The 398-nt window shown below is 51.3% G+C and carries 3 tRNA genes; all 3 read left to right on the forward strand.

Going from position 1 to position 398, the window contains the following annotated elements:
* Nucleotides 1–76: 76 nt before the first annotated feature.
* Nucleotides 77–152 (forward strand) — tRNA-His (locus LNN34_RS21800).
* Nucleotides 153–161: 9 nt separating this feature from the next.
* Nucleotides 162–235 (forward strand) — tRNA-Gly (locus tag LNN34_RS21805).
* Nucleotides 236–250: 15 nt separating this feature from the next.
* Nucleotides 251–327: transfer RNA gene (locus tag LNN34_RS21810), tRNA-Ile, on the forward strand.
* Nucleotides 328–398 lie beyond the last annotated feature (71 nt).

The raw sequence follows: 398 nt of genomic DNA on the forward strand, positions 1-398 counted from the left end.
GAGCAACGGACTGAAAATCCGTGTGTCGGCGGTTCGATTCCGTCCCGAGCCACCATTTACAAATATATATATTTTGGCGGTTGTGGCGAAGTGGTTAACGCACCAGATTGTGGCTCTGGCATTCGTGGGTTCGATTCCCATCAATCGCCCCAAATAAAATTGCGGGTGTAGTTTAGTGGTAAAACCTCAGCCTTCCAAGCTGATGTCGTGGGTTCGATTCCCATCACCCGCTCCATTTCTATATCGTCATGGGCCTGTAGCTCAGCTGGTTAGAGCGCACGCCTGATAAGCGTGAGGTCGATGGTTCGAGTCCATTCAGGCCCACCATACCATGACTGTAACGTTCCACAGTAGCTCAGTGGTAGAGCTATCGGCTGTTAACCGATCGGTCGCAGGTT

It is taken from the genome of Bacillus sp. AF23, from assembly GCF_020861455.1.
Lineage (GTDB): Bacteria > Bacillota > Bacilli > Bacillales > Bacillaceae > Bacillus > Bacillus halotolerans.